At 31.3% G+C, this 19,953-nt stretch carries 12 protein-coding genes; 2 read left to right on the forward strand and 10 right to left on the reverse strand.

The annotated features are described in order from the left end of the window. Nucleotides 1–13: 13 nt before the first annotated feature. The gene (glgB, locus tag ACO6OL_RS05500) at nucleotides 14–1,867 is read right to left on the reverse strand and encodes a 1,4-alpha-glucan branching protein GlgB (RefSeq protein WP_314160318.1); all 1,854 of its coding nucleotides are present in this window, start codon (nucleotides 1,865–1,867) and stop codon (nucleotides 14–16) included. 332 nt (nucleotides 1,868–2,199) lie between these two features. Here glgB and ACO6OL_RS05505 point away from each other — a divergent pair, with 332 nt between their 5' ends. Beyond that, the gene (locus ACO6OL_RS05505) at nucleotides 2,200–4,050 is read left to right on the forward strand and encodes a glycoside hydrolase family 13 protein (protein ID WP_485502413.1); all 1,851 of its coding nucleotides are present in this window, start codon (nucleotides 2,200–2,202) and stop codon (nucleotides 4,048–4,050) included. A gap of 289 nt (nucleotides 4,051–4,339) precedes the next feature. Here ACO6OL_RS05505 and ppc read toward each other — a convergent pair whose 3' ends face one another. The 5 genes from ppc to yaaA form a co-directional block, all read right to left on the reverse strand. Continuing rightward, complete coding sequence (gene ppc / locus ACO6OL_RS05510; RefSeq protein WP_485502414.1) at nucleotides 4,340–7,030, reverse strand: phosphoenolpyruvate carboxylase; 2,691 nt, start codon at nucleotides 7,028–7,030, stop codon at nucleotides 4,340–4,342. A 360-nt stretch (nucleotides 7,031–7,390) separates the two neighbouring features. Beyond that, nucleotides 7,391–9,838 carry a DNA gyrase subunit A gene (gene gyrA / locus ACO6OL_RS05515; RefSeq protein WP_314160857.1) on the reverse strand — a complete coding sequence of 816 codons (2,448 nt, stop codon included), beginning with the start codon at nucleotides 9,836–9,838 and terminating at the stop codon, nucleotides 7,391–7,393. A gap of 17 nt (nucleotides 9,839–9,855) precedes the next feature. Continuing rightward, the gene (gene gyrB / locus ACO6OL_RS05520) at nucleotides 9,856–11,772 is read right to left on the reverse strand and encodes a DNA topoisomerase (ATP-hydrolyzing) subunit B (RefSeq protein ID WP_294681793.1); all 1,917 of its coding nucleotides are present in this window, start codon (nucleotides 11,770–11,772) and stop codon (nucleotides 9,856–9,858) included. Between the two features lie 40 nt (nucleotides 11,773–11,812). After that, nucleotides 11,813–12,949, reverse strand: a complete 1,137-nt coding sequence (gene recF / locus ACO6OL_RS05525; RefSeq protein ID WP_485502415.1) for a DNA replication/repair protein RecF — start codon at nucleotides 12,947–12,949, stop codon at nucleotides 11,813–11,815. Then, on the reverse strand, nucleotides 12,939–13,154 hold the full coding sequence (gene yaaA, locus ACO6OL_RS05530) for a S4 domain-containing protein YaaA (RefSeq protein ID WP_314160853.1): 216 nt from the start codon (nucleotides 13,152–13,154) through the stop codon (nucleotides 12,939–12,941). The genes recF and yaaA overlap by 11 nt, the downstream gene beginning before the upstream one ends. A 536-nt stretch (nucleotides 13,155–13,690) precedes the next feature. Between yaaA and ACO6OL_RS05535 the strand changes: the two genes are divergently transcribed. Next, on the forward strand, nucleotides 13,691–14,509 hold the full coding sequence (locus ACO6OL_RS05535; protein WP_485502416.1) for a phosphotransferase: 819 nt from the start codon (nucleotides 13,691–13,693) through the stop codon (nucleotides 14,507–14,509). Between the two features lie 351 nt (nucleotides 14,510–14,860). On the opposite strand, the gene rplT is transcribed toward ACO6OL_RS05535, so the two are convergent. The 4 genes from rplT to rpoC all read right to left on the reverse strand — a co-directional run bounded on the left by rplT (nucleotide 14,861) and on the right by rpoC (nucleotide 19,948). Continuing rightward, entirely contained in the window at nucleotides 14,861–15,220 is a 360-nt protein-coding gene (rplT, locus tag ACO6OL_RS05540; protein WP_003144917.1) for a 50S ribosomal protein L20, read from the reverse strand. Between the two features lie 63 nt (nucleotides 15,221–15,283). Beyond that, on the reverse strand, nucleotides 15,284–15,478 hold the full coding sequence (gene rpmI, locus ACO6OL_RS05545; RefSeq protein ID WP_003145690.1) for a 50S ribosomal protein L35: 195 nt from the start codon (nucleotides 15,476–15,478) through the stop codon (nucleotides 15,284–15,286). A gap of 26 nt (nucleotides 15,479–15,504) precedes the next feature. Then, entirely contained in the window at nucleotides 15,505–16,032 is a 528-nt protein-coding gene (gene infC, locus ACO6OL_RS05550) for a translation initiation factor IF-3 (RefSeq protein WP_003145601.1), read from the reverse strand. Nucleotides 16,033–16,267: 235 nt separating this feature from the next. Next, the gene (rpoC, locus tag ACO6OL_RS05555; RefSeq protein ID WP_485502417.1) at nucleotides 16,268–19,948 is read right to left on the reverse strand and encodes a DNA-directed RNA polymerase subunit beta'; all 3,681 of its coding nucleotides are present in this window, start codon (nucleotides 19,946–19,948) and stop codon (nucleotides 16,268–16,270) included. Between the last annotated feature and the right edge of the window lie 5 nt (nucleotides 19,949–19,953).

The raw sequence follows: 19,953 nt of genomic DNA on the forward strand, positions 1-19,953 counted from the left end.
CTTCTAAAACTTATTATTTCTTTTCTATATACATCGTTGTATAAGGTGGTATGTTTATACTCAAAGCATATTTAAATTCATTTTTCTCTTTATTTATAGTTTTTAAATTTCTATTTGAAATTGCTAATCCATCGTATTTTTTAGCATCTGAGTTCAATACTATTTTATAGCTTCCCCAAGTATTTACTCCTATTTCATAATTTTTCAGCACTTGATTAGAAAAATTACTTACTACTAAGACTTCTTTACCAGATCTATCTTTACGCGAAAAAGCAAAAACATTATTGTTATTATCATCTACAACATGCCATTTAAATCCGTCCCAGTCACTATCGTTTTCCCATAATGCAGGTGTAGATTTATAGTATTTGTTAAGCTCTTTAACATATCTATGTGTGAATACATGTTTAGGATAAAGCATTAATAACCAATCTAATTCTCTTTCTTCATCCCATTCAATAAATTGAGCAATATCAATTCCCATAAATGTTAATTTTTTCCCAGGATGTGCATACATATATCCTAAAAATGCCTTGAAATTACCAAACTTATCTTCATAAGGAACTGGGCTTTTATCTAATAGCGATTTTTTTCCATGTACTACTTCATCATGTGAAATCGGTAAGATGAAATTTTCTGAAAATGCATAATGCATTGAGAAAGTAAATTTGTTATGTACCCCTTTTCTGAAGAAAGGATCTGTTTCTAAATAATCAAGACTGTCATTCATCCATCCCATATTCCACTTAAAGTCAAATCCTAAACCACCGTGTTCAACAGCTGCTGTTACTTTTGGATAACTTGTCGATTCTTCAGCTATCATAGCAACACCAGGATAGTTTTCTTTAATATAAAGATTTAATTTTTTTAAGAAGTCAATTGCTTCTAAGTTCTCGAAGCCGCCATAGATATTTCTTGCAGATTTATCTTCGTCTCGACAGTAGTTTAAAAATATCATCGAGCTTACGGCATCTACTCTAATACCATCAATATGATAATCTTCTATCCAAGAAACTGCACTTGATGTTAAAAATGATCTTACTTCATTTCGTCCATAGTCGAAGACTCTAGTTCCCCAACCTTCATGTTCCATTTTTCTTGTATCTGAATACTCATAACAATGCGTCCCATCAAATTCATATAATCCATGAGCATCTTTTGTGAAATGTCCAGGTACCCAGTCCAAAATTACTCCAATATTATTTTGATGACAACAATCAACAAAATACATAAAGTCTTCAGGTGTTCCATATCTAGATGTTGGTGTAAAATACCCCGTTGCTTGATACCCCCACGATTTGTCATAAGGATATTCAGTTACAGGTAACAATTCTATATGAGTATAGTTCATGTCCTTAACATAGTCTACTAATGTATGAGCTAATTCTCTATAACTTAATTCCCTACCATCTTCATGATGCTTCCAAGAACCTAAATGTACTTCGTAAATATTCATTGGACGATGGTAAGGAACCTCTCTATTCTTCATCCATTTTCTATCTTTCCATTCATAGCACGGTAACGAATAAACTTTTGAAGCTGTTAATGGTCTAGTTTCAGCATGTTTTGCATAAGGGTCTGCTTTCCATAACTCAGTTCCACTTTTAGTAACTATTACGTATTTATACGCATCATATCGTTTAATACCACTAAGCTCAATTTCAAATATACCCTTATCATTAATTAATTTCATTTCATGAGTATACGGATGCCAAGAACAAAACTCACCAGTTACAAAGACCTTCTTTGCATTTGGTGCCCATACTCGAAACGTACATTTATCCCCATCTAAAAATGATCCTAAATATTTATGGCTATGGTAATTAGTCCCTTCATGGAATAAATATTCTGCCATATTACTGTTCACTAAATAACCCCCTTTTCACTAAAAGTAAACGTTTACTTTTGTTGGTAAAAAATTTTAGCATAAAGAAATATGAATAAAAATAGTTTATTTTATCACTAATTATTTCTTTATTTTTTATACCTATAGTATAACACAATGAAGCCTTGATGTAAATGTTTTCTTTAGTTATTTTCTATAAAGAATTATACCCCTTACATTGCTTTTATATTAATTATTTTTTATTATTTTGTATTTAAAATATTTACTTTTAAAAACTTTTATATTAAAATTAAACTGATTGATTTTAGAAAACAGTTTAGTAATGAAAATTTTATGTTCGGAGATGAAAAAATATGATTAAATTTAATCCAACAAAGAATAAATACCCTCAAGGGGCATTAAAAAATAATGACAATTTCTATTTTGAAGTATTCATAAAGGATGATTTTTACTTTAATGACTTTAAAATAATTATTAAAAATGAATTTACAGGTGAAGTTATTTCTAAGAGTTTAGAGTTCAAAGAAAAAGCTAAAGAGAACTACTCTGCTTATCATGTAACTTTTGAACCATTTAATACTGGTCTTTACTTTTATCATTTTGAAGTTCACTTTGACAGTTTTTATGTTTACTTAAAAAACGATAAACTTGACTCCAAGTTAGTAAATAGCAAAGATGAATTACCTGATTGGCAGTTGACAGTTTACGATAAAAACTTCACTACACCAGATTGGTATAAAGGTTCTATAATGTATCAAATTTTCCCAGATAGATTTAAACGCGGTGATAAATATACAGCAAAAATCGCAAAGAATGAAAATGTAAGAATTAGACATAAAAATTGGAACAGTATTCCACATTCATCTATCACACATGAAAATTATGGAGCTAAAGACTTTTTAATGGGAAATCTTCTTGGTATCGAAGAGGAAAAAGAATATTTCAAAAAATTAAATATAGAGAGTATCTATCTTAATCCAATCGTTGAAAGTCCAGAAAACCATCGTTATTCAACTTCAGATTATTTTAACGTTGATCCATATTTTGGAACTAATGAAGAATTTGAAAAATTTTGTAAAGACTTTAAAGATGATAATATTAGAATCATACTAGATGGTGTATTTAGTCATACCGGTTCAGATAGTATTTATTTCAATAGGTACAATAATTATGACAGCATCGGAGCTTATAATTCACAAAATTCACCATATTATTCTTGGTTTAATTTCATAAATTTCCCTAACGAATACCATTCGTGGTGGGGATTTGATAACTTACCAACGGTAATCAAAGAAAATAAAGAGTACAGCGATTTTATTAATAATAAGGATAGCGGTGTTGTCAACTTTTGGCAAAAACTTGGAATTGCTGGATGGAGACTTGATGTTGCTGATGAGTTTCCTGATGAATTTTTAGATAGAATTCGTGAAAGTGCGAAATACTATGATAAAGATGCTCTAATCATCGGTGAAGTTTGGGAAGACGCAACTAATAAGATTTCATACAATACTCGTCGTCGTTATTTTTTAGGTGATCAACTTGATAGCGTTATGAATTATCCTTGGAAGAACGCAATTATTAATTTTGTAAAAAATAAAAATGCAGAAGACTTTACTCTTGAAATTTTAAAACTAGTAGAAAATTATCCTCGCCCAGCTCTTGATGCTGTAATGAACTTATTAGGAAGTCATGACACAGAACGAGTATTAACTATGCTAGCATTCGATAATCCTGAAGATGTTCCTGTTCATGAAAGACCAACATATAAAATGTCTAATGAACAATATGCTAAAGCGAAAGAACTCCTTAAGTATGCTAGTTTTATTCAATTTACTCTACCAGGCGTTCCTTGTATTTACTATGGTGATGAAGTTGGAATGTATGGCTTTAGAGATCCTTATAATCGTTTAGGATTTACACATAATGATAAAGATGAAGATTTGTTAAATCACTATGTTGAACTATCAAACTTTAGAAATGAAAATAAAGATGATTTTATTACAAACTTCGAGTTTATTTATACAAACAACAAGTGTGTTGCATATAGACGAAATAATATTCTTTGTGTAGTTAATCTTGATTCTAAAGCACATTTTATCGAAAATTTCTCTGGTGACAAACTATTTGGAAATAACGAAGTTTATTTGACACCTTTTGGAACAGTTGTTCCACCTAAGTGTTATGTCGCTATAAAAATCAGATAATTTAAAACACACAATTCTTAAAAATAAGGATTGTGTGTTTATTTATGCGTTCGAAATTCATATCTAATTATATAGTTATTAAGCATTAAATTTCTAAAAAAAGGGAGTGACTCAAAAATTGCGATTTCTTAAGAAATAAGATTTTATCGAATCACTCCCGCACAGTTTATTAGATATCTAAAAAGCTTTTATAAAGCGAATTTAGATATCAACAAACCTCTGCGTCTATGAATTACCATATACACTTTTTTTTAATTTAGAGCTTTTGGGGCAGCCTCTCCATTTTCTATTATCCAGAGTTTCTAAGTCCTGTAGCTACTCCATTAATCGTTATGTGAATAGTGTTAATTTGTGATTCAGGTAACTTACCTTCTCTTGAACGTTTAATTAATTCTAATTGAATTAAATTTAATGTATTAAAGTACTGTAATCTATTTTCTAAACTTCGAGTTAAATAAGTATTATCTTCTAGGAACTCTTTATGTTCTGAAATTTCTAAAACTACTTGTTTTGTTAAATTCCATTCTCTTAAGATTTCCTCATATACCTTTTTAGTTTCTTCTTCTTTACATAGATTAGCATACTCTTTAGCTATATCCATGTCAGATTTTGACATAACCATGTCTACATTTGAAAGTAGAGATGTAAAGAATGGCCATCCTTTATACATTTTACGAAGTTTTTCAATATTTCCTTTATCTTTGTTTATAAAGTTTGAAAATGCTGTTCCTACTCCATACCAACCAGGAAGCATGATTCTGCTTTGTGACCATGAGAATACCCATGGAATTGCTCTTAAGCCACCAATATCAGTAATTTTTTTACGAGATGCTGGACGTGAACCAATGTTTAAACTTGAAATTTCTTTAATTGGTGTTGCTTCAAAGAAATAATTGTAGAAATTAGGATTTTCAAAGACTAATTCTCGATACTTGTTATAACTATCTTCTACTATTTCATCCATGATAACTTGAATTTCAGGTATATCTCTTATATCTGTATTGATTTTATCAGCATTCATTCTTTGAATTACGGCAGAGAATAAGGCTTCTAAGTTATAGTATGCCGCGTCACTGTTTCCATATTTGGCTGCGATAATTTCACCTTGTTCTGTAAGACGAATTCTATCTTGGACACTTCCTAAAGGTTGAGAAATAATCGCATCATAACTTGGTCCACCACCACGACCAACAGTACCACCACGACCATGGAAGAAAGTAACTTTAATATTATGTTTTTCACCTAATGATGATAGTTCTTGTTGCGCTTTGTACAGTGACCAGCCAGATGATAGATATCCACCATCTTTGTTACTATCTGAATATCCTAACATAATCTCTTGATAACTTCTATTATCACTTACCCATTTTTTCACGATATCTAGGCTTAAATATTTATCCATTACTTCATATGAATTCTCTAAGTCTTCGATTGTTTCGAATAATGGTACAAGTTGTAATCTTGCAAAGTCACTTCCTACTAAACCTACTTCTTTTAGCATAATTGCAAGTTCTAATAAGTCAGAGACACTTGTTGTGTGTGAAATAATGTTTTGTTTAATAACATTATCACCAAGTTTGTCTTTTAATTTTCTAGCTGTTCTAAATATTGCTAATTCTTTTCTTAGTTCTTCTGATTGTTTATTTTCATCGTTTATACTTAGTGGACGTGGATCTTCTTTTAGTTGTTTTAATAGAAGTTCACATTTTTCTTCTTCACTAAGTGAACTGTAATCTTTTTCAATATTAGCACTACTTAATAATTCGGCTACTGATGCTTCATAGACGCTTGAATCTTGACGCATATCAATACTTGCTAAATAGAATCCAAAGATTTTTACAACATTAAGTAATTCTTCAAATTCTCCAGTTATTAAGATTTCACCTTTATTTTCTAACAATGATTTTTCAATTATTGTTAAATCAGCGATAAACTCATCTGCTGTAAGATATTTATCCTCAGCTTCTTTATCTTGTAATAAATACTCTCTAGTGTTTTCAAGTTTATCTTTAATATGTGATAACGCTCTTCTGTATAATTCTTTTTCTCTATACTCAGAAGTATCACGTGAACGATTTGCTAATTCTTCTAATTCTTTACTTCCTTTAGTAACATGAGACGACATTGAGAATGTTCTATATAAACTATTTAACTTTTCAATATAATACGTTGTAATAAGCTCACATTGCTTCATAGCTGATAAATTTAATGTTTCAGCAGTTACAAATGGATTTCCATCACGGTCTCCACCAATCCACATTCCCATTGTTATTGGAGTTTCATTTTTTAATTCTATATTATTTTCTTCTAATAATAATTTATACTCAGTCATTAATTTTGCAATTGCTTTAATAAATGATAGATTGTAATATTCTAATACATTTGTGATTTCGTTAGCTACTTTTAATTTTTTCTCACGAATAATATCACTTTGCGTTAATATTTCGATATGTTTCTGGATTGCATTTTTCCATTTTCTTTCATTGATTAAACCATTTTTCACATCACGGTGTTTTCTTAATAATGTGTGTAGCTTTTCTGTTAAATCAAGAACTGTTTTACGTTGAACTTGTGTTGGGTGAGCTGTAAGTACCGGTACTACATTGATATTTTCTAAGATATTTTTATCTTTAATATTTTTAATAGACTCAGACAATTTCCCTACATATGATTCACCTATATTATTTTTATAGTTAACTTCATAAGCCAAGTCAACATCTTCTGCTATATTAATTAATAATGGTAAAATTGAAAAGAAATTTGCAACAATTTCCATTTCTTCTTGCGTTAAATCTTTTATAATAAGATTTAATTTGTCGTAATTTTTTTTATCAGCTAATGCTTTTAATTCTACAATTTTTTCAAATGTTTCTTCAGAAATCATTTTTTTTGTTGCTTTTAATAGCATTTCTGTAAGAATTTGAATCTCTTCTTGTATAATATTTTCATTTACATTGCTTTCTAATCTTGTATTTTGCATTTAGTTACTCCTTGATAAGATTTTTACTAATAAAGCATATTTATCAGTTTTAACTACATATTCCATTATAAAACTTTTTTCACAATAACACAATGAATTTTAGCTATTTTTTTTATATTCTTAATTATTTTACTAACTTTTTCTAATTACTCTTGAAATCGTTCTTATTTTACAGCAACTAATTATTTGATTTAACTTTTTTCTAAAACTTCAGTATATTATAATTTTTATATCTTATCTTTTTTGGAAAAATATTACGTGTTACTTTACATTTTCAAATAATAAAAAAAGGAAACTTTATAAATAGTATTTTTACAATATCCATTTACAAAGTTATCCTATTTTTTCATCTATTTAATTCTATTCTTCTTCATAGCTTTCTTCTTTGGCTGCCAGTGTTACAGTAGCCACTTTTTGATCATCAACAAGGTTAATTACTTTAACACCTGTTGCAGTTCTTCCAAGTGTACTGATTGTAGAAACATCTATTCTTATAATTATTCCTTGGTCAGTCATAATCATTAAGTCTTCATTTCCTGCGATTGATTTAACCGCTACAATTTTACCTGTTTTCTTAGTGACTTTTGCTACTTTAACGCCTTTTCCTCCACGGTTAATTACATTGAATTCCGTAGATTTAGAAATTTTACCAATACCATTTTCTGTTACTGTTAAAATTTTCTTAGATTCATCAACTACTTCCATACCTACTACGTAGTCATCTGGAGAAAGTGTTATACCTTTAACACCTCGACTTACACGTCCCATTGTACGAACTTTTTCAGCATTAATTCTGATTGCTTGTCCATTCGCTGTAACAATCATAATATCTTGATCATCAGTAATTCTTTGAACATCAATTAATGAATCGTCATCATCAAGTTTAAGAGCAATCTTACCTTTCTTAAGAATACTTGCGTAATCTCCTAATTTAGATTTCTTAATGATACCATACTTAGTTGAGAATATTAAGTTTGTATCTTCTTCTTGTAAATCAGAGATTGCAATAATAGAGTTTACTTTTTCTTCTTTTTCAATTTCTAATAAGTTAATAATAGGTATACCTTTAGATTGACGGCTCATTTGGTTAATTTCGTAACCTTTAAGAGTATAAACTTTACCTTTATCTGTAAAGAATAAGATATGATCATGAGTTGAACAACTTAGCATGTAAGCTACATTATCCTCATCATTTGTAGTCATTCCATTTACTCCACGTCCACCGCGACCTTGTGATTTATAAGTACTTGCAGCAAGACGTTTAATGTATTGGTTATGAGATAGAGTAATTATGATTTGTTCTTTTTCGATTAAATCTTCGTTTTCGATTTGATCTACTTGTCCTTCAATAATTACACTACGACGTTTGTCTCCAAATTTCTCCTTAACTTCTAATAACTCATCTTTAACGATTTGAATTACACGTTCTGGTTTAGCTAGAATATCTTCTAGATCAGCGATTAGTTCCATAAGTTTACTATATTCTTCTTCAATCTTATCACGTTCTAAACCTGTAAGTCTTTGCAAGCGCATATCTAGGATAGCTTGAGCTTGAATTTCAGTTAATCCAAATTGATCAATCAGTCCTGCTTTTGCTTCTTCAGCAGTTTGAGAACCACGAATTAAGCTAATAATTCTATCGATATTATCTAAAGCAATTCTTAAACCTTCTAATATGTGGGCACGAGCTTGTGCTTTTTTTAGGTCGAATTTAGTTCTTCTTACTACTACTTCTTTTTGGTGCTCTAAGTAGTGATAAAGTACTTCTTTAAGATTTAATAACTTAGGTACTCCATTTACAAGAGCAATCATGTTAACACCAAATGAACTTTGTAATGGTGTTAATTTGTATAAATTGTTTAAAATTACGTTACTGTTAACATCACGACGTAATTCAATTACAATTCTGATACCTTTTAAGTTACTTTCATCACGAAGGTCTGTAACACCTTCAATTTTCTTATCACGAGCTAGTTCAGCAATTTTCTCAACTAATTTCGCTTTATTTACTTGATAAGGAATTTCTGTAATAACGATTCTTTCCTTACCATTTTTCATCTGTTCAATTTCAGTTTTACCACGCATAATTACAGAACCACGTCCTGTTGTATATGCTTTAACTATCCCACTACGTCCTAATAAGAATGATCCTGTTGGAAAGTCAGGTCCTTTAATTTTAGACATTAATTCAGCAATTGTTATTTCAGAGTTATCTGCTAATGCGATTACACCATCGATAACCTCACCTAAGTTATGTGGTGGAATATTAGTCGCCATACCTACAGCAATACCACTACTTCCATTAACTAATAAGTTTGGAATTCTTGCCGGTAATACTTTTGGTTCTTGTTTTGTTCCATCATAGTTATCTTGCATATCAACAGTATCTTTGTTAATATCACGTAGTAACTCAGAAGCTATTTTACTCATTCTAGCTTCAGTATAACGCATTGCAGCAGCACCGTCTCCATCAATAGAACCGAAGTTCCCTTGACCATCTACTAAAGGATATCTACTATTGAAATCTTGTGCTAAACGTACAATTGTTCCATAAGTTGCAGAGTCACCATGTGGGTGATACTTCGCCATAACTTCCCCTACAACGAAGGCACTTTTTTTGTAAGGTTTATCATATGTTAACCCTAAATCATTAAAAGCATATAGTATTCTTCTATGAACTGGTTTTAACCCGTCACGTACATCAGGTAATGCACGTGATACAATAACACTCATTGAATAATCTAAAAATGAATTTTCAATTTCAGTCGTTATGTTTCTTAAGGTAATATTATTTTTATTATCTTCCATGTTCTATCCTTTCTTTACTAAATGTCTAAGTTTATAACATTTAGAGCATTATCTTCGATAAATTTACGTCTTGGTTCTACTTTTTCACCCATTAATGTATCAAAAGCAGCATCTGCTCTTTGAGCATCATCAACACTTACTTGGTACATTAAACGGTGTTCTGGATCCATTGTTGTATCCCATAGTTCTTCTGCGTTCATCTCTCCAAGACCTTTGTATCGTTGAACAGTGTACTTTTTATCTCCAGCATGTTCTTCAATATTTTGTTTAAGTTCTTCTTCTGTATGGCAGTAGAATTCTTTCTTACCTACTTTTAATCCATATAGAGGCGGTCTAGCGATATACACATATCCTGCATCGATTAATTCTCTCATATATCTGAAGAAGAATGTTAATAATAATGTTCTAATGTGACTTCCATCGACATCGGCATCGGTCATAATAACGATTTTGTGATAACGAAGTTTATCGATGTTTAATGTTTCACCAATACCCATTCCAATAGCTGTAATTAATGAACGAACTTCATCGTTAGCTAATACTTTATCAATTCTTACTTTCTCTACGTTCAGAATTTTACCTTTAAGCGGTAAAATAGCTTGGAATTTACTATTACGTCCAAGTTTTGCACTTCCTCCCGCAGAGTCCCCTTCGACTAGGAATAATTCACACTCAGCAGCATCTTTACTTGAACAGTCTGCAAGTTTCCCTGGTAGGTTTGTAAATTCTAAAGCATTTTTACGACGTGTAGATTCACGAGCTTTCTTCGCTGCGATTCTCGCACGTGATGCTTGAAGTCCCTTTTCAACGATTATTTTCGCTGTTTTTGGATTTTCTAATAAGAATCTATCTAATTCTTCAGAGAATAGCTTGTTAGTAATAGTACTCATTTCTGAGTTACCTAGTTTAGTTTTTGTTTGTCCTTCAAACTGTGGGTTTGGGTGTTTAATAGAGATAATCGCAACAAGCCCTTCACGAACATCATCCCCTGTTAAAGATTCTTTATCTTTAATAAGTTTATTCTTTTTACCATAAGAGTTAATTATTCTTGTAAGTGCAGTTTTAAATCCACTTTCGTGAGTACCACCCTCATGAGTATTAATGTTATTTGCATAACTTAAGACATTGTTTGAATATCCTGTATTATATTGCATTGAGATTTCTACTTCTTTACCATCCATCTCACCGTGAACATAGATAGCTTCATGTAAAGCATCTTTATTCTCATTTAACATCTCTACATATTCTAATAATCCACCTTCATAACAGAAAGTTTCTTCTTTTTCTTGTCCTGCTCTTTCATCTTTAAGAATAATTGTTATTCCTTTGTTTAAGAAAGCAAGTTCTCTAATACGTGTTCTTAAAATATCGTATTCATATACTGTCGTTTCTTGGAAGATTTCTGGATCTGCTTTAAAACGAATAGTTGTTCCAGTTCTATCAGTATCTCCTACTACAGTAATACCTTGAACTACATCTCCTCGTTCAAATTTCATACTGTGAATTTTCCCATCACGATGAACAGATGCTTCTAAGTTAGTTGATAAAGCATTAACTACACTGGCTCCAACTCCATGAAGACCACCAGATACCTTATATCCGCCGCCTCCAAATTTACCACCGGCATGTAGTACTGTAAGGATAACTTCAAGTGCTGGTTTTCCTGTTTGTTCTTGAATATCTACAGGAATCCCACGACCATTATCCTCCACTCTTATCCAATTTCCTTCTTCAATTGCTACTGTTATTGTATTACAATATCCAGCTAAGGCTTCATCTATTGAGTTATCTACAATCTCCCATACTAGATGGTGTAGACCTTTACTAGATGTAGAACCAATATACATACCTGGTCTTACCCTAACAGCTTCTAATCCTTCAAGGACCTGAATCTGATCGGCATTATATTCTTGTGTTTTTTTATTTTCTACCATGATTTTTCCTTTCATTTTTGTAAATTCATAAATAAATTTTCTAGACTATTTCACTAATGTTTCCACTTTCTATTTTGAAAACTTTAGCTTTTTTCAATAAATCTTCTTTAATATCTGATATTGAAGGTGTCGTAATGAATGTTTGTACATTTTCATTAATTGCATCTAATAATTTCAGTTGTCTATTTTTATCTAACTCACTAAGTACATCATCCAAAAGTAGGACAGGATAAGTCCCCGTCTTATTTTTTAAATAATTAATTTCAGCGAGTTTGAGTGATAATACTATGCTTCTTTGTTGCCCTTGTGAGGCAAACATTTTAGCATCAAGGTCATTTATATAAAATTCTAAATCATCATGCTGTGGTCCTATTTTTGTACTTCCACGCATAATATCATCAAAAGATTTTCTCATAATGACATTCGTCAAGTTTTCTTCAGTAAAAGCCTCATCATCTGTATCTTTAATATTCAATGCCTCTAGAACAGAACTTTTATATCTTATTTTTAAAGTTTCTTGTCCATTTGAAATATTTAACATATTTTCATATGTTAACTTCGAAATATCTTGAACAAACGACACTCTTTCTTTCGTAATATACAATGCTACTTTAGCAAGTTGTGAGGTAAGAGTTTCTAAGTATGTTAAAGCCATCTCATCTTTTGGATTTTTTCTCATATCTTTTAAATATGAATTACGTTGTTTCAAAAGATGTTGATACATTAGGTTATATTTATGATAAATACGTGAAAACTGATAAAATTCTCTATTTATAAACTCGCGGCGCAGAGCTGGAGATCCTTTAACTATTTGCAAGTCCTCAGGAGAAAATAAAACAACATTAAGCTCTCCAACAAAATCAGTTAACTTAGTTTTCTTAACACCTGCTATCTTAGCGCTTTTACCTTTATTATTAATACCTAACATAATATCAAGATTCTTATTATTTTTACTAACTACACACGACATCGCCGTGGCAGTTTCTCCAAACATAATACACTCACTATCACTTTTTGTTCTGTAGCTTTTCCCAAGTGCTAAACAAAAAATAGACTCTATAATATTAGTTTTTCCATTCGCGTTGTTTCCTACCAAAACATTAAGCGAGGGATGTGCATTTATATTCGTAGATAAATAATTTCGAAAGTACAATAATTTTAAACTTTTAATTTTCATTAATTATTATAAATTCATTTCCTTCTAATTTTATTACATCATTTGAATATAATTTTTTCCCTCGTCTGTTCTCTAACTCTCCATTAAGCTCGACTTCTACATCTTGTAAAAAGTATTTAGCTTCTCCACCTGAACCTATAAATCCTTCTAATTTTAAGAATTGAGCTAATGTAATATACTCACTATTAATAAAAACTTCTTTCATTTCACACCTCCTATGATATTTAAAAATGAAACTTTATGTATATAAATATATTTTATACATTACAATTATATCAAATTTCTTGATTTTTTTCAACAATACACCATTTATTTACACTATTTAAATTAAAAATATCTATTTATACCAGCTATTTTTAAAGATTAGCACACATTTAAGTTCACATAAAAAATACTCCTCAAACTCCTAAAATGTATTTAATATATTCTTCTCAATATTATAAAAAAAAATAGTATTTTAATATAAAATGAGACTGATCAAAAAGTCCTAAAATTTAACAAAGTTAATATAAGAACTCATAGACGCAGTGGTTTATCGATTTCTAAACTCACTTTATAAAAGTTTTTTAGATATCTAATAACCCACTGCGGAAAGTTATTCAACAAAATCTTGTTTCTCCGAAATCACGATTTTTGAGTCGCCTCCTACAATGTAATCGTTTTTCTTTAAACTTTTAAGTCTTTATTATATAATTAAAGTGGAAAGATAAAATGTATTTCAGAAAAAAGGAGGATATTCTTATGGATAGTTTAGAAAAATTAGAAAAAATATTAAATGAAAAGATTCTCGCTATAGAAGAAACAAGCTATGGAATCACCAATAAGAATTACATTATTACAACGAACAACAATAAATATTTCTACAGAACTTCTAAAGATTCTACAAATATTGTAAATAAAAATAACGAAAGAGAAGCTATTAGTCTTCTAGCTAATGAAGATTACTTTCTTAAACCAATATTCTTCAATAATGATAATCTAATTACAGAATTTCAACCTAATCCGAAAACATTTATTTCACAAAGAAAATTATCAAGTATCATAAGAATAGGAAAACTTCTTAATAACTTTCATTCGAAAAAATTTCAAGCTGAGCATATATTTGATCCTGTTAAACAATTTTATAATTATTATAACCAAATAGATGAAAAAAAGAATATTTTTGATCAATACTTGCACATTATAGATGACTTTAAAAAGTTCTATAAACCTGATAGATTATGTCACAATGACTTAGTTGAAGGTAATTTCTTATTTTCAAGAGATAAATTATATTTAATAGATTTTGAATATGCAGGATATAATGATTATTACTTCGATATAGCGAGTTTTATATCAGAAAATGATTTAAACTACGAGGAAACAATTACCTTCTTAAAAGCGTATTTTAGTAATAAAGAATGTAATTATAAGAAACTAGATGTATTTTTACAGTTTTGTGATTTATTATGGTATACATGGGCTATTTTATTATATGAAAAAAGACGTGAAGAAGTATACAATGAAATTGCTCAAGCAAAGCTTCATAGATTAAATAATCCTAGAAAAATAGTATATTAATCAATAAAACACCTTAAAGAGCCTATTATGACTCTCTATGATGTTTTATTATAAAAAGGGAGTGACTGAAAAATCGCGATTTCGGAGAAACAAGATTTTGTAGAGTCACCCACACACAGTTTATTAGATATCTAAAAAGCTTTTATAAAGCGAATTTAGGTATCAATAAACCACTATCACTATGAGTTCTCAAGTGAACTTTATTAAATTTAGGAATTTGGGTCAATTCTAATAATTAAAACTAATTTTTTATCATTTTTTAACTTACTAGTTTAATCAATCTATATTTCTATAAAAAAAATAAAAAAGTTACCTGCAAAATTATGCAAGTAACTTTTTAATTATTTCTAATTATTTAGCTAAAGCTGCTTTGGCTTGTTCACAAATGCTTGTGAATGCTGCTGCGTCGTGAATAGCGATTTCTGATAACATTTTTCTGTTAATATCGATTCCAGCAACTTTAAGTCCGTTCATTAGACGGCTGTAAGATAAACCATTTAATCTTGCAGCTGCATTAATACGAACGATCCATAATCTTCTGAAGTTACGTTTTGTTTGACGACGGTCTCTGAAAGCATACATTCCTGATTTCATTACTTGTTGCTTAGCAACTTTGAATAATGTATGTTTTGAACCAAAATATCCTTTAGCTAGTTTTAAAACTTTTTTACGGCGACGACGAGTCACAGTTCCACCTTTAACACGTGGCATATCTAATTCCTCCTTATGTATAACTTAAATAAGTATTTACGCTATAATTAATCTTCTTTAATATTATTTAACTAATAAAGTTCTAATACGTTTGTAATCACCACGAGATACTAATGAAGCTTTACGTAAGTGACGTTTTTGTTTAGTAGTTTTTCTTGAAAACCAGTGAGAAGTATAAGCACGGCTACGTTTTAATTTACCGCTAGCTGTTTTTTTCACACGTTTTGCTAAACCACGGTGAGATTTCATTTTTGGCATTATCAAATTCCTCCTATATTAAACCTTTATTTCTCTTTTTTTGGTGCTAGAACTAAGAACATACTGCGACCTTCCATTTTAGGTTTTTGTTCGACAGTAGCTATATCGCTAGCTTCGTTAGAAAAGTTTTCTAAAACTTTCTGTCCAATTTCTTTGTGGGTGATTGCTCTCCCTTTAAAACGAATAGAAACTTTAACTTTGTCTTCTTTTGCTAAGAATTTACGTGCATTTTTCAACTTAGTTTCAAAATCGTGTTTTTCAATTGTTGGAGATAATCTTATCTCTTTTGTTGTTACGATTTTTTGTTTCTTACGTGCTTCTTTTTCTTTCTTCTGTTGTTCAAATTTGAACTTACCGTAGTTCATAATTTTCGCAACTGGTGTTTTAGCATTTGGAGCTACTAGAACAACATCTAAGTTCATACGCTCTGCAATTTGCATCGCTTCTGCTTTAGTTTTAACTCCTAATTGTTCTCCATTTTGGCTAATTAAAAGAAACTCTTTCGCTTTAATACCTTCATTTACTTGTGCAGTATCTTTACTAATGATCAGCACCTCCTATTTATAAATTTCATTAAATACTAAAAGCATTAAAAAAAACTGAGTGCAAAACACCCAGCATAAAATTCTACATTTCATCTACATAAACCTGAACAATCAATATTGGCAGGTGAGAAACGGGTGCTTCTACTTTTGTATTCAACATTATCTATTTTACATACTTTTTATAGATTTGTCAATAGGAATATAATATTTTTTTATATTCCTATTAACTTTTCTATGTTCTAAATTAAATAGATCCTAATTCTTCGTGTAATTCTTCTTCAATTGGTCTACTTAATTCGTTATCCATTTCTAATTCAAGTTCATTTTCAACTTTGATATCTACATCATTATATCTTGGCATTCCTGTTCCTGCTGGAATTAGCTTACCAATAATAACGTTCTCTTTAAGTCCCATAAGTCTATCAACTTTTCCTTTAACCGCTGCATCTGTAAGAACACGAGTAGTTTCTTGGAATGAAGCTGCAGATAAGAAACTTTCAGTTTCTAATGATGCTTTAGTGATACCTAGGATTACAGGCTTAGCCGTAGCCATGTTTCCACGTACCGCAAGGATTTTTTTGTTTTCATCTGTAAATTTGTGAATATCAACTAATGAACCTGGAAGTAAATCAGTGTCTCCAGCATTGATTACACGTACTTTTCTTAACATTTGACGTACCATAACCTCAACGTGTTTATCACTGATTTCTACCCCTTGCATACGGTAAACTTTTTGTACCTCAGTTAATAAGTAACTTTGTACTGCTTCTAAACCAGCAATTGATAATAATTCTTTTGGTTCAATAGACCCTTCTGTTAAAGCTTGACCACGTTTAACTTTGTCGTCTTCTTTAACTAACATACGGCTTGCACCATAGTCTTGATATTCTCTTTCTTCACCGATTTCACTTAATACGTAAATTCTACGTACGTGATTATTATCGATTTCAACTTTTGTAACTGTTCCATCTACTTCTGAGATTAATGCTTTACCTTTTGGATTACGCGCTTCAAATAACTCTTGAATACGAGGTAAACCTTGAGTAATATCGGCACCGGCAACTCCACCTGTGTGGAACGTACGCATTGTAAGCTGTGTACCAGGCTCTCCGATAGATTGAGCGGCAATTGTACCAACTGCTTCCCCAACTTCTACTTTTTCACCTGTAGCTAAGTTTTTACCATAACATTTTTCACAAACTCCGTGGCGAGAGTTACATGTAAATGCTGATCTGATTACAACACTTTCGATTCCAGCTGCTTCAATTTCTTTAGCTGTATCTAAAGTAATTAATTGACCATCTTCAACGATAACTTTACCTGTCTCTGGGTGAATAACAGTTTCTTTACTGTATCTACCTTCAAGACGTTCTTGTAAGCTTTCGATTTCATCTGTTCCATTTTTAAGTGCTGCAACTCTTAATCCACGAGATGTACCACAGTCGTTTTCACGAACGATAACATCTTGTGCAACGTCTACAAGACGACGAGTTAAGTAACCTGAGTCGGCTGTCTTAAGTGCAGTATCGGCAAGACCTTTACGCGCACCATGAGAAGAGATGAAGAACTCTAATACTGTTAATCCTTCTTTAAATGATGAACGTACAGGCATTTCCATGATACGTCCTGATGGAGATGCCATCAGACCACGCATTCCGGCTAACTGAGTAAAGTTAGATGCGTTACCACGGGCTCCAGAGTCACTCATCATATAGATTGGGTTAGTAGCTGGAAGAGAGTCCATAAGTTGATCTTGGATGATATCTTTTGCTTTTGCCCATTGAGCGATAACATTTTGATATCTTTCTTCTTCAGTTAATAGACCACGTCTGTATAATGTTGTGATTTTATCAACATTAGCTTGTGAGTCTGCTAAGATTTCATACTTGTTAGGTAGGACGAATACGTCACTTACCCCTACTGTAATACCAGCTCTTGAAGAGTATTTAAATCCTAAATCTTTCATTCTGTCTAACATCATAGATGTTTCAGTAATGTGGAATCTATTAAAGATTTCAGAAATGATTTTTGATAAGAATCCTTTTTTGAATGGTGTTACAGCTTCTTTTTCAGCTATATAAGCTTTTAATCCACCTTCTGATAAATCAGATGTTGATACGAAATATTTGTCAGGAGTCGCTGTCTCTAAATTGTCCTTAGTAGGCTCATTTAGATATGGGAACCCTTCTGGTAATATGTCGTTAAATATTACTTTACCAATTGTAGTAACAAGTAATTTTTTATTTTGTTCTTCTGTGAATGTTGGATTCTCGAATGATTTAGCTGCGATACCAACACGAGTATGAAGGTGAATATATCCATTTTGGTATGCAATTCTTGCTTCATCAGCATCTTTAAATATCATACCTTCCCCTACTGCTCCAGGTCTTTCAAGTGTTAGGTAGTAGTTACCTAATACCATATCCTGAGATGGAGTAACTACTGGTTTACCATCTTTAGGGTTAAGAATGTTTTGAGCAGCTAGCATTAACATACGTGCTTCTGCTTGTGCTTCTTTTGATAAAGGTACGTGAACGGCCATTTGGTCACCATCGAAGTCGGCGTTAAACGCAGTTGTAACAAGAGGGTGCAGACGAATTGCACGTCCTTCTACTAAGATTGGTTCAAACGCTTGGATACCTAGTCTGTGAAGAGTCGGGGCACGGTTAAGTAATACTGGGTGCTCACGAATAATATCTTCTAAGATATCCCATACATGATCTTCCATTCTTTCGATTTGGTTTTTAGCATTTTTAATGTTATTAGCTAACTCACGTTTAACTAATTCACGCATTACGAATGGTTTGAATAATTCAAGTGCCATTTCTTTAGGTAATCCACATTGGTACATTTTTAGGTTTGGACCAACTACGATTACTGAACGTCCAGAGTAGTCAACACGTTTTCCTAATAAGTTTTGACGGAAACGACCATGTTTACCTTTTAGCATATTAGATAATGATTTTAATGTTCTGTTTCCAGGACCTGTTACAGGACGACCACGACGTCCGTTATCGATTAATGCATCAACTGCTTCTTGTAGCATACGTTTTTCGTTTTGTACAATTAGTCCTGGTGCTTTAAGTTCGATAAGTTTTTTCAGACGATTGTTACGGTTAATAACACGTCTATACAAATCGTTTAAGTCACTTGTTGCAAAACGTCCACCATCTAATTGAACCATAGGTCTTAATTCAGGTGGGATAACTGGTAGTACAGTCATAATCATCCATTCTGGTTTATTACCAGAGTGTTTAAATGCTTCAAATACTTCAACACGTTTGATGATTTTTACAACTTTTTGACCTGATTTATAGTTGCTTTCACTTAATTCTTTAAGTTCGTTTTTAAGGTCTTTAAGTTCTTTTTCGATATCTAACTCAGCTAATAGATCGCGAATAGCTTCAGCTCCCATTTTAGCTACGAAAGAGTTTGCTCCAAATGTGCTACGTGCTTCACGTACTTCACGTTCTGAAACGATTTGTTTTTTCATGAAGTCAGTTTCACCTGGATCAATAACAATATAAGAAGCAAAGTAAATTACTTCTTCTAATTGTCTTGGACTAAGGTCAAGTAGAAGTCCCATTCTACTTGGAATACCTTTAAAATACCAAATGTGGCTGACTGGGGCAGCTAATTCTAAGTGCCCCATTCTTTCACGACGCACTTTAGCTAAAGTTACGTCAACTCCACATTTATCACATTTAATGTTTTTATATCTAACTCGTTTGTACTTTCCACAAGCACATTCCCAGTCTTTTGTTGGACCAAAGATTCTTTCACAGAATAGTCCATCATTTTCTGGTTTTAAAGTTCTATAGTTAATAGTTTCAGGTTTTTTAACCTCTCCATAAGACCAACTTCTTATTTTTTCAGGAGAAGCTAAACTAATTTTCATATATGCAAAATTATTTACGTCTATCAAGGAGC

The organism is Gemella sp., from assembly GCF_057272915.1.

Coding starts and splice junctions, on each gene's coding strand:
- ACO6OL_RS05505 (WP_485502413.1), top strand. CDS start 2,200: ATGATTAAATTTAATCCAACAAAGAATAAATACCCTCAAGGGGCATTA.
- ppc (WP_485502414.1), bottom strand. CDS start 7,030: ATGCAAAATACAAGATTAGAAAGCAATGTAAATGAAAATATTATACAA.
- gyrA (WP_314160857.1), bottom strand. CDS start 9,838: ATGGAAGATAATAAAAATAATATTACCTTAAGAAACATAACGACTGAA.
- gyrB (WP_294681793.1), bottom strand. CDS start 11,772: ATGGTAGAAAATAAAAAAACACAAGAATATAATGCCGATCAGATTCAG.
- recF (WP_485502415.1), bottom strand. CDS start 12,949: ATGAAAATTAAAAGTTTAAAATTATTGTACTTTCGAAATTATTTATCT.
- yaaA (WP_314160853.1), bottom strand. CDS start 13,154: ATGAAAGAAGTTTTTATTAATAGTGAGTATATTACATTAGCTCAATTC.
- ACO6OL_RS05535 (WP_485502416.1), top strand. CDS start 13,691: ATGGATAGTTTAGAAAAATTAGAAAAAATATTAAATGAAAAGATTCTC.
- rplT (WP_003144917.1), bottom strand. CDS start 15,220: ATGCCACGTGTTAAAGGTGGAACTGTGACTCGTCGTCGCCGTAAAAAA.
- rpmI (WP_003145690.1), bottom strand. CDS start 15,478: ATGCCAAAAATGAAATCTCACCGTGGTTTAGCAAAACGTGTGAAAAAA.